The organism is Paenibacillus thermotolerans, from assembly GCF_028745515.1.
Classification (GTDB): Bacteria; Bacillota; Bacilli; order Paenibacillales; family YIM-B00363; genus Paenibacillus_AE; species Paenibacillus_AE thermotolerans.
On the sequence record NZ_JAQZSG010000005.1, the window covers coordinates 193,126 to 204,386 of the forward strand.

Genomic DNA, 11,261 nt, shown 5'->3' on the forward strand with positions numbered 1-11,261 from the left:
CGGTTTCATAGAAAGGCACTTCCCGCGAAGAAAGGTTTGAAGCACTTATGTTCAACTCCATCGATATTCATCAAGCGATTGCGAAGCTGAACCCCAGACAGCGCGAGGCCGTTCAGGCAACGGACGGTCCGCTGCTCATTCTGGCCGGGGCGGGGAGCGGCAAGACGCGCGTGCTGACGCACCGCATCGCGTATCTGATCGAGGCCAAGAAGGTCGCTCCGTGGAGCATTCTCGCCATCACTTTCACCAACAAGGCTGCCCGCGAAATGCAGGAGCGCGTATCGAAGCTGGTCGGTCCGCACGGCCAAGACATCTGGGTGTCGACGTTCCACTCGATGTGCGTCCGCATCCTGCGCCGCGACATCGAACGGATCGGCTTCACCTCGAGCTTCACGATTCTCGACTCGGGGGATCAGCTGTCGGTCATCCGCAACTGCATGAAGGATCTCAACATCGACACGAAAAAGATCGAGCCGAAGGCGGTGCAAGCGGCGATATCCGCGGCGAAGAACGAGCTGATCGATCCGAAGCGGTACGAGGAGAAAATCGGCGATTACTTTCAGGGCATCGTGGCGAAGGTGTACGCGATGTACCAGAAACGGCTGAAGGCGAACAACTCGCTCGATTTCGACGATCTGATCATGTCGACGATTCAGCTGTTTAAAGACGAGCCGCAGGTGCTCGACTTTTATCAGAACAAGTTCCAATATATTCACGTCGACGAGTATCAGGATACGAACCGCGCCCAGTACATGCTGTGCCGGATGCTCGCCGACAAGCACCACCGCATTTGCGTCGTCGGCGACTCCGATCAGTCGATTTACGGCTGGCGCGGCGCGGATATTTCGAACATTTTGAACTTTGAGAAGGATTATCCTGAGGCTCAGTCCATTTTGCTCGAGCAAAACTATCGCTCTACCTCGAACATTTTGAATGCCGCGAATGAAGTCATTAAGAACAACCCCGGCCGCAAAGCGAAAAATTTGTGGACGGACCAAGGCGAAGGCCAAAAAATTCAGACGTACATCGCCGATTCCGAGCATGAAGAGGGCTATTTCATCGCAGGCATCATTCGGAAAAACAGAGAATCCGGCAAAAGGTTCGGCGATCACGCCATCCTGTACCGGACCAATGCGCAATCGCGGGTCATCGAGGAAATTCTCATCAAATCGGACATCCCGTACCAAATTGTCGGCGGCGTAAAGTTTTACGACCGTAAAGAAATTAAAGACATTTTGGCGTATTTGCGTTTGATTTCGAATCCGGACGACGATATTTCGTTCGCCCGCGTCGTGAACGTGCCGAAGCGCGGCATAGGGGACACGACGATCGACAAGCTCGGCGAAGCGGCCGCCGCGCGCGGCGTGTCCCTGTTCGCGATGATCGACGGCGTGGAGTCGGCCGGCATTACGGCGCGCGCCGCTTCGGCGTTAAGGGAATTTAAAGAGTCGATCGACAATTTGTCCCGAATGGTAGAATATTTGTCGGTCACCGAGCTCACCGAGAAGATGCTCGACACGATTCAGTACCGCGAAGAGCTGAAGCGGGAAAATACGCTGGAATCGAAGGCGCGGCTCGAGAACATCGACGAGTTTCTGTCCGTTACGATGGACTTTGAGAAGCGCAACGAGGACAAGTCGCTCGTATCGTTCCTGACGGATTTGGCGCTGATCGCCGATATCGACACGATGAACAACGACCCGGAGGATGCGGACGATGCCGTCATTCTGATGACGATGCACAGCGCCAAGGGATTGGAGTTTCCGATCGTGTTCATCGCGGGCATGGAGGAGAACGTCTTCCCGCACAGCCGCGTGCAGAACGACCCGACCGAGCTGGAGGAGGAGCGCCGCCTCGCTTATGTGGGCATTACGCGCGCCGAGCGCGAGTTGTACCTCACTTGCGCTCGCATGCGGACCTTGTTCGGCCGGTTGTCGGCCAACTCGCCGTCGCGGTTTCTCGCCGAGATTCCCGACGAGTACAAAGAGAACGTCTCACCGGGCCGCGGCGGCTTCCGTTCGGTCGGCGGCTTCGGCGGCGGGGGCGGCGGCTTCGGAGGCGCGACTGCGGCCGGAGCTTCCGCCACGCCTCGCGTAACGATTAAAGCGCCCGCTTTCGTCGGCGGCGGTGCGGCGGGCGCCGACTTCTCCGCAGGCGACAAAGTATCCCACAACAAATGGGGGGTCGGAACCGTCGTTTCCGTGCGCGGCGAAGGGGACGACCGAGAGCTGCAAATCGCGTTTCCGGCGCCGGTCGGCGTCAAAAAACTTCTCGCTAAATTTGCCCCGATTCAGAAGGTGTAATTTGGCAAATAATAGAATAGTAAAGAAGATTGAAAGAAACGTGTGAAAGACGGAGGCGGGACGGATGTCGACGGCAAGCGAAGAGATGCGCAAACTAGTGCAAGAGCTGAATCATCACAATTATTTGTATTACACGCTGGATAAGCCGGAGCTGAGCGATGCGGAATACGACAAGCTGTACGACCGGCTTGTGCGGCTGGAGCGGGAAAGCGGCGTTACACTGCCCGATTCCCCGACGCTGCGCGTCGGCGGCGAGGTGCTGAAAGGATTTGCGCCGCACCGGCATCTTTCCCGTCTGTGGAGCTTGGATAAGGCGCAAAGCAAGGAAGATTTGCTCGCATGGAACGCGCGCGCCGTGAAGCTGATCGGCGAATACAACGCCAAAAACCCCGGCACGCCGCTGCCGGACCCGTCGTATGTGCTTGAGCTGAAATTCGACGGGCTGACTTTGAACCTCACCTATGAGAACGGGATATTGACGCAAGCGTCCACCCGCGGCAACGGGGTTGTCGGCGAAGGCATTCTTGCGCAGGTCCGGACGATCCGTTCGGTGCCCGCCCGCATTCCATATGAGGACGGCACGATTGAAGTGCAGGGCGAGGGCATTATGTACTTGTCCTTTCTGGAGGAATACAACAAGACGGCGGCGGAGCCGCTGAAGAACGCCCGCAATGCGGCAGCCGGGGCGCTGCGCAACCAGAACCCGGCGATTACGGCGGAGCGGAAGCTGGATGCATTTTTTTACAATGTCGGGTATTCCTCGGTCAACCGCCCGTATTCCACGCATGTGGAAATGATCGAGTTCTTGAAGGAAAACCGGTTCAAGGTGAATCCATACATCCGTCATTATACAAGCATGGAGGAAGTGTTTGCGGAGCTCGAACGGCTGGCAGGCGAGCGGAACAAGCTGGACTTTCTGATCGACGGGGTGGTCATTAAGCTGAACGATTTGCGCACGCGCGAAGTGCTCGGCTATACCGACAAGTTCCCGCGTTGGGCGGTGGCGTTCAAGTTTGAAGCCGAGGAAGCGACGACCGTGCTGAACGACGTCGTTTGGAGCGTCGGCCGCACCGGGAAGATTACGCCGATGGCCGTGCTGGAGCCGGTCGATATCGGCGGGGTGACGGTGCGCAACTGTACGCTGAACAATATGGACGATATCGAGCGCAAAGGGCTGCTCCGCGCCATCGGCACGGAAATCTACATTCGCCGCGCGAACGACGTTATTCCGGAAATTCTCGGCAAAGTGACGGAGGAGGACGACGGCAAGCCGGTGGAGCCGGTAACGCATTGTCCGGCCTGCGGACATGAGCTGGAGCAGCGCGGCGCGCATCTGTTTTGCCCGAACAAGCTCGGCTGCAAGCCGCAAATCGTCGGCCGCCTGACGCACTTCGCCACGCGGGACGCGATGGACATCGAGACGTTCAGCGAGAAGACGGCGGAGCAGCTGTACGACGAGCTGGATGTGGACGATCCGGCGGACTTGTTCTACCTGACGAAGGAAGACGTGCTCGGTCTCGAACGGTTCGGAGAGAAGAAAGCGCAAAACTTGCTCGACGCTATCGAAAAGAGCAAAACGCGCGACCTGTCCTCGTTCCTCTACGCACTCGGCATCCCGAATACCGGGAAGACGACGACGAAGATGCTCGCCGACCATTACCGCGGACTGGAGCCGCTAATGAAGGCGACGCAGGAGGAGCTTATGGGGCTTCCGGACGTTGGCGGCATTGTGGCGGAAAGCATTCACAGCTTTTTCGCCGATCCGCAAATCCAGGAGTCGATCGCCCGCATGATCGCCGCCGGAGTTTCCCCGGCGGTCGAGGAGGCCGGCGGCGCCTTGTCCGCTGCGGCGGAAGATTCGCCGTTCTTCGGCAAAACCGTCGTGCTGACGGGCACGCTTCAATCGATGACGCGCGACGATGCGGCGAAGCGGCTTGAGGCGCTCGGGGCGAAGGTGGCCGGCAGCGTATCGAAGAAAACCGATTTCGTCATCGCCGGCGAAAGCGCCGGAAGCAAGCTGACGAAAGCGCGCGAGCTCGGGGTAACTGTAATTGATAATGAAGAGGAGCTCCAGCGGATGCTGGGGGTCCAGTAATAGATTGTATAGCCGCGTATTCCCATTTTCGGGTGCGCGGCTTTTTGTCTGTTATCGTGTCCGTAATTTCTCTTGCAATTCGATAAGCTTCGTTCTCGGACCTTCGTCCAAAAATCCTCTTTCGCTAAACCACTCGATAATTGATTCCCATTCCCGGACGGCTTCCTCCAATTGTGTTCTTCTTGTTCCAGCAAGAACGCCCGACTGAATCTCGCGTCGATCAATTCCGGCTCCAGCAGTATGGCGCGCTCGTATCGTTCCATAGCGGTTTTTGTATCACCTTGCCGGGAATGCACTAATCCTGCGCAATAGTTAAGTGTTCCATGATTAGGCGATATTTTCAACCCGGCTTCGACTACTTTTTTCGCCTCATTGATTTGGTCAGCATGCAAATAACAATGGAACAGGTAGCAGTACATTTGGGGGTCGTCGGGGGATGCCGCCAACCGCTTTTTATAAAACTCTACTGATTTATTGTTTTCTAACTAATGTGCTCGAGCTTGGATATATTGAAAATTCAATTTGGTGTTGATCCAACAATTCTGATCTTTAAGTTCGAGACCTTTTGTAAAGCATGCCGCCGCTTTTCATAAAAGACCCAATTCTCTGCTCTCCAAGAGCCAACCGTAAAAGAACAGGTTTTCCGCATTGTTGGGTTCCTTCTCGACGGCTTCGGAAAAAAGCTGCAAAGCTTCCTCCAAGGCACGCTCATCCCCGGTATGATCGAATTTTTCCATCAGTTCCATTTTTCGATCCTTCATCAATGGTTCATGCTCCTCTCGAAATAGAAATCATCCGATCTTTTGCCGATGCTTCAATCTCGCTTAACATCCGGCCTTGGGGCGACGGGAGTCCGTCCAATTCATTTAGAATCCGGAGTAGTATGGTGAAGCTCTCTTTTGAGGTTATAGATGAGGCGTTCCGTATCGAAGCCCGTGTTTATGCTGCTCCCTCCATATGATTTCATAAAAGCAACCATATGGTAAACCGGTACGCGCAGCTCCTGATAGAGGATGCCTAGTGCTTCTAAATTACCTTGGGTAATATCTTTCAACACTTCCTCTAAATTCACCGCTTTTCACCTCCTCCACCTAGATAACGAATTTATCGCAACATTTTGTTGGAAGCACAATAAGAGATGTAGGTACAGTTGAAAAGAACCGAGGATATGTAACTTGTACGGTGAAAAGTCAGTCATTTGCGGTGAGGTAGCGGTTTGCGGCTGCCGTGTTCGGCCAAATTGCAACGCACATGAAATAGCATCACTATGAGTGGCTATTGACCTATTTTTCGCTATGCGCGAGAAAATAGCCACACTACAAGTTGCTATTGACCCCAAAACTCTGGTCCCAGAGGTAAAAATCGGGGAATAGTAACTTGAGGTGTTGCTAAAAAATTTTCGGCCGCCGTTTTGGGCCGAATAGCAACCTGTAGTGTTGTTATTTTCGGTTTCATCTGAGGACAAGGGAGACTCATCTCCCTTGTCCTTTTTTATACTGACTTAGCACTCTCGATCTGCAACCCGTTCGGTTTGCGGCTTTTCTTGGTTAAAACGGGCGCCGTTTGCCAATTCGTCGGCAACTTCCGTGTCGTTTGCGAGCGTCTCGCCGAATTGGTCAAGGCGCGACGGATTGCTGCGCTCGCCGTCCCGTTTCGGATGCGAATTTCTTCCCGACATCAAGTCAACCTCCTTGAAGTGATAAATAAGGGCGGCATTCGCACAGGCCCTTTAAGCCGATATTGTGCGCAACCTCGGAAAAAGCCAAACGTAGTAAAAAATGTGTGCGTTCGCCTCGAAAATATGATGATATTGCGGTATGAACCGCTCTCCAAACGTAAAAAATAAGGGAGAAAGAGAAGCACTTGGCAAACGCGGCATTTTTGAATATAATGATGTTAAAGTCAAAGAAAGTCAAAGTCAACGATGTCCAAAACGGAGGTTGACCCCGTCATGCGGAATACGTCCGACATGATTGAACAATATTTAAAGAAACTGATCCAAGAAAGCCGAGAAGGACTGATCGAGCTTCAGCGCAACGAGCTGGCGGATAAGTTTCAGTGCGTCCCCTCTCAGATCAATTATGTGATCGGTACCCGGTTCACGGTCGAGAAGGGATACATCGTCGAAAGCAAACGCGGCGGCGGCGGTTATATCCGGATCCAGAAGGTGGACCTGCCGGCGCACGAAGCGATCCACGTTCACATCAATCACACGATCGGCTCCGAAATTGACCAGAGTGCCGCTGAGGGGTTGATCTACCAGCTTGAGGAGGCCGAGCTCATCTCATGCCGGGAGGCGATTTTGCTGAAGGCGGCGATCCATCGGGATTCGATTGCGCTCAAGCTGCCGCTGCGGGATGAAGTGAGAGCCCGATTGCTAAAGGCGATGCTTATTTCATTGCTTTCCAAGTGAGATGAAGTCCGATCTTCATTGAAGTTAGGAGGGGACGAAGATGCTCTGTCAAGAATGCGGCAAAAGGCCGGCGACGCTCCATTTTACGAAAATCGTGAATGGGGAGAAGACGGAGTTTCATTTCTGCGAACCGTGCGCCAGAGAGAAGGGAGAACTCATTCCCGGCACGGCGAACGGTTTCTCGATTCATAACCTGTTATCGGGTCTGCTCGAGCTGGATCCGAACGGGAAGACGCAGGCAGGGAAAGCGGCGGCGCAAGTTCGCTGCGACTACTGCGGCCTGACGTATTCGCAATTCAGCAAGCTCGGCCGCTTCGGCTGCAGCGAATGCTACAAGCACTTCGCCGACCGGCTCGGGCCGCTCTTCAAACGGGTGCACGGCAACACGGTGCACGTCGGCAAGATGCCGAAACGCGCCGGACAGCAGTTCCAGATGCGCCGGCAGGTGGAGCAGCTGAAGCGCGAGCTGCAGTTTAAGATCGAGCGCGAGGAGTTCGAAGCCGCGGCGAAGCTGCGGGACGAAATCCGCGAGCTCGAGAAGAAGGCAGGAGGCGGGAAATCATGAACCGGTTTACCGAGAAGGCGCTCTCTTCCTGGATGAAAGCGAACGGCCCCGAATCCGAAATCGTCATTTCGAGCCGGATTCGGATTGCACGCAATTTGTCGTGCGCGCCGTTTCCGATGCTGGCGACGAATCAACAATCTCAAGACGTGCTTAACAGAATCTCCGGCGTCGCCAAGAACGGCGATCTCCGAACGATCGGCGGATTTGAGCTGGTGCCGCTGACCGGCCTCAACGAGCTGGAGAAGCGGGTGCTGGTGGAGAAGCATCTCATCTCGCCGAATTTGGCCGAGGACGCCCGCAACGGCGCGGCGATCGTCAGCGAGAACGAAGCGATCTCGATTATGGTGAACGAAGAGGACCATCTTCGCATACAGGTGTTGTACCCGGGTTTTCAATTGAAGGAAGCATGGGATCTCGCGAACCGGATCGACGATATTTTCGAAAACTCGATCGACTACGCCTACGACGAGAAGGCGGGGTACCTGACCAGCTGCCCGACGAATGTCGGCACAGGGGTTAGAGCCTCGGTCATGATGCATCTCCCGGCGCTCGTTATAACGAAGCAGATGAACCGCATCCTGCAGGCGATCAATCAGGTCGGTCTTGCGGTGAGAGGCTTGTATGGGGAGGGCAGCGAGGCGACGGGGAACATTTTTCAAATCTCGAACCAAATTACGCTCGGGCAGACCGAGGAGGAAATTCTCGACAATCTGCACGGCGTCGCCCGCCAAATTATCGAGCATGAGAAGGCGGCGCGGCAGCGGCTGCTGGCCAGCGAGTCCCGCACTAGAATTACGGACCGCATCCGCCGATCGTTCGGCATCCTGAAGTACGCGGAGATTATGGATTCGAAGGAGTCCGCGCAGCGGCTGTCCGATGTCCGGCTCGGCATCGACGTCGGCATTATCGACGAGGTGCCGCAGATCGCGATGAACGAGCTGCTCGTCATGACGCAGCCGGGTTACTTGCAGAAGCATTTCGGCAAGGCGATGACGCCGGAGGAACGCGATATGTATCGCGCCAAGTTGATACGTGACGTTTTTAGCAAAAAGTAACCGCATGAGCGGAACATTTTTCACATATACCAGAAGTTATCCGGAGGTGTAGACTCATGATGTTTGGAAGATTTACGGAGCGTGCTCAGAAGGTGCTTGCGCTTGCGCAGGAGGAAGCCGTACGGCTGGGGCACAACAATATCGGGACGGAGCATATTTTACTCGGGTTGATTCGGGAAGGCGAAAGCATTGCGGCGAAAGCGTTGAACGCCCTGGGCCTAAGCCTTGAGAAAATCCAAGACGAGGTGGAGCAGCTGATCGGCCGCGGGCAAGAGCAGCCGACGAATATTGCTTACACGCCGCGAGCCAAGAAGGTTATCGAGCTTTCGATGGATGAGGCGCGCAAGCTCGGCCATACGTATGTCGGTACGGAGCATATTTTGCTCGGACTCATTCGCGAAGGCGAAGGCGTTGCAGCCCGCGTGCTGAACAATTTGGGCGTATCGCTCAACAAAGCGCGCCAACAAGTGCTGCAGCTGCTCGGCTCCAGCGAAGTATCCTCGAGCGCACACGGCGGTGCGCCGGCGAATGCGAATACGCCGACGCTCGATTCGCTCGCTCGCGATTTGACGGCCGTGGCGAAGGAAGGCAACCTTGACCCGGTCATCGGCCGCGCGAAGGAAATCGAGCGCGTCATCCAAGTGCTCAGCCGCCGCACGAAGAACAACCCGGTGCTCATCGGCGAGCCCGGCGTAGGTAAAACGGCGATCGCCGAAGGGCTTGCGCAGCGCATCGTGGCGAACGAAATTCCCGAGACGCTGCGGGATAAGCGCGTCATGACGCTCGACATGGGCTCGGTGGTAGCCGGCACGAAATACCGCGGCGAATTCGAAGACCGCTTGAAGAAAATCATGGATGAGATCCGCCAAGCCGGCAACATTATTCTGTTTATCGACGAGCTTCACACGTTGATCGGAGCAGGCGGCGCGGAAGGCGCGATCGACGCTTCGAACATTCTGAAGCCGGCGCTGGCTCGCGGCGAGCTGCAATGCATCGGCGCGACGACGCTGGACGAATACCGCAAATATATCGAGAAGGACGCCGCTTTGGAACGCCGGTTCCAGCCGATTACGGTCGATGAGCCGTCCGTAGACGAGGCGATTCAAATTCTTCACGGGCTGCGCGACCGTTACGAAGCGCATCACCGCGTGAAAATTACGGACGATGCGATCGAGCAAGCGGTGCGCTTGTCCGACCGGTATATCAGTGACCGGTTCTTGCCGGACAAAGCGATCGACTTGATCGACGAAGCAAGCTCTAAAGTACGCTTGCGCACTTACACGATTCCGCCGAACTTGAAGCAGCTGGAAGCGCGTCTGGAGGATATCCGCAAGGAGAAGGACGCTGCCGTGCAAAGCCAAGAGTTCGAGAAGGCGGCGGCGCTGCGCGATACGGAGCAGAAGCTTCGCGACGAGCTCGATTCGACGAAGAACGATTGGAAAGAGAAGCAAGGCCGTACCGACTCCGAGGTTACGCCCGACGATATCGCCCAAGTCGTGGCAAGCTGGACGGGAATTCCGGTCGTGAAGCTTGCGGAAGAAGAGACGGAACGTCTGCTGAAGATGGAAGAGATTTTGCACGCTCGCGTGATCGGGCAGGATGAAGCCGTCAAGGCGGTAGCGCGCGCGGTTCGCCGCTCCCGTGCGGGGCTGAAGGATCCGAAACGTCCGATGGGCTCGTTCATCTTCTTGGGTCCGACCGGCGTAGGTAAGACGGAGCTCGCCCGCGCGCTCGCGGAAGCGATGTTCGGCGACGAGAACGCGGTCATCCGGATCGATATGTCCGAATATATGGAGAAGCATTCGACCTCTCGTTTGGTCGGGGCGCCTCCGGGATACGTCGGCTACGAAGAGGGCGGCCAGCTGACCGAGAAGGTTCGCCGCAAGCCTTACAGCGTCGTGCTTCTCGACGAAATCGAGAAGGCGCATCCGGAAGTGTTCAACATTCTGCTGCAGGTGCTTGAGGACGGCCGTTTGACCGACTCGAAGGGCCGCACGGTCGATTTCCGCAACACGCTGATCATTATGACGTCCAACGTCGGCGCGGAAACGATCAAGAAAGGCGCTACGTTAGGCTTTGCGACCGGCGACGTATCCAACGCGATCAAAAATCAGTACGAGGCGATGCGCGACCGCGTGATGGGCGAGCTGAAGAAGAGCTTCCGTCCGGAGTTCCTGAACCGGATCGACGAGACGATCGTCTTCCATCCGCTCGAGCAAGAGCACATTGCGCAAATCGTATCGCTTATGTCGGAAGATCTCCGCAAGCGCCTGAAGGAACAAGAGATCGACTTCTCGCTCACGGATCCGGCGATGAAATTCCTTGCCAAGGAAGGGTTCGACCCGACCTACGGCGCACGTCCGCTCCGCCGCGCGATTCAGAAGCATATCGAGGACCGCTTGTCCGAAGAGCTGCTGCGCGGCACCGTGAAGAAGGGCGACACCGTCGTGATCGACGAGAAGGACGGCGAGCTGGTCGTAAACAGCGAAGTGACGCAGAAGTAAGCTGCATATAAAGTAAGCCCGAAGGCGGGCCGGTGGTTGTACCGGTTCGACTTCGGGCTTTTTTGCGCTGCCAGAGAAAATAGCCACACTACAGGTTGTTATCCGGGGGAAATGGGAGGGTGCGGATTTTTTAGCAACACAAGGAGTGGCTATTCCGCCTTTATAGCTCTGTTTTCGGCTGTTTCTTGTCAAATAGCAACTTGTAGTATGCTTAATTTCCAAAGCAGTGGCCAAAAACGGGCGGATAGCAACTCACAGTGTTGCTATTTCGTTAGCAATATGGGGAGCGTCAAGAAGTTTGTGTAAGGCGGTAGGGCTATCCATCG

9 protein-coding genes are annotated in these 11,261 nt (G+C 55.6%); 6 read left to right on the plus strand and 3 right to left on the minus strand.

Features of this window, described 5'->3' with window-relative positions; all coding sequences use genetic code 11:
• Positions 1 to 47 precede the first annotated feature (47 nt).
• Positions 48 to 2,303: a DNA helicase PcrA gene (gene pcrA, locus PT964_RS06775; protein ID WP_274362574.1), complete on the plus strand. Its 2,256-nt coding sequence runs from the start codon at positions 48 to 50 to the stop codon at positions 2,301 to 2,303.
• A gap of 64 nt (positions 2,304 to 2,367) precedes the next feature.
• Positions 2,368 to 4,398 (plus strand): NAD-dependent DNA ligase LigA, encoded by a 2,031-nt coding sequence (gene ligA / locus PT964_RS06780; RefSeq protein ID WP_274362575.1) that lies wholly within the window; start codon positions 2,368 to 2,370, stop codon positions 4,396 to 4,398.
• 587 nt (positions 4,399 to 4,985) lie between these two features.
• On the opposite strand, the gene PT964_RS06785 is transcribed toward ligA, so the two are convergent.
• The 3 genes from PT964_RS06785 to PT964_RS06795 form a co-directional block, all read right to left on the minus strand.
• Positions 4,986 to 5,159 (minus strand): hypothetical protein, encoded by a 174-nt coding sequence (locus PT964_RS06785; RefSeq protein WP_274362576.1) that lies wholly within the window; start codon positions 5,157 to 5,159, stop codon positions 4,986 to 4,988.
• 101 nt (positions 5,160 to 5,260) lie between these two features.
• Positions 5,261 to 5,470: a hypothetical protein gene (locus PT964_RS06790; RefSeq protein WP_274362577.1), complete on the minus strand. Its 210-nt coding sequence runs from the start codon at positions 5,468 to 5,470 to the stop codon at positions 5,261 to 5,263.
• A gap of 429 nt (positions 5,471 to 5,899) precedes the next feature.
• Positions 5,900 to 6,076, minus strand: a complete 177-nt coding sequence (locus PT964_RS06795; RefSeq protein ID WP_274362578.1) for a hypothetical protein — start codon at positions 6,074 to 6,076, stop codon at positions 5,900 to 5,902.
• 273 nt (positions 6,077 to 6,349) lie between these two features.
• On the opposite strand from PT964_RS06795, the gene PT964_RS06800 reads away from it, so the two are divergent.
• The 4 genes from PT964_RS06800 to clpC are packed head-to-tail and all read left to right on the plus strand — an operon-like array spanning position 6,350 to position 10,935.
• Positions 6,350 to 6,811, plus strand: a complete 462-nt coding sequence (locus PT964_RS06800) for a CtsR family transcriptional regulator (protein WP_274362579.1) — start codon at positions 6,350 to 6,352, stop codon at positions 6,809 to 6,811.
• Between the two features lie 40 nt (positions 6,812 to 6,851).
• Entirely contained in the window at positions 6,852 to 7,376 is a 525-nt protein-coding gene (gene mcsA, locus PT964_RS06805) for a protein-arginine kinase activator protein McsA (protein WP_274362580.1), read from the plus strand.
• Positions 7,373 to 8,431, plus strand: coding sequence for a protein-arginine kinase McsB (gene mcsB, locus PT964_RS06810; RefSeq protein ID WP_274362581.1), 1,059 nt, complete (start codon positions 7,373 to 7,375; stop codon positions 8,429 to 8,431). Before mcsA ends, mcsB begins: the two co-directional genes overlap by 4 nt.
• A 56-nt stretch (positions 8,432 to 8,487) precedes the next feature.
• Positions 8,488 to 10,935, plus strand: coding sequence for an ATP-dependent protease ATP-binding subunit ClpC (gene clpC, locus PT964_RS06815; protein ID WP_274362582.1), 2,448 nt, complete (start codon positions 8,488 to 8,490; stop codon positions 10,933 to 10,935).
• Positions 10,936 to 11,261 lie beyond the last annotated feature (326 nt).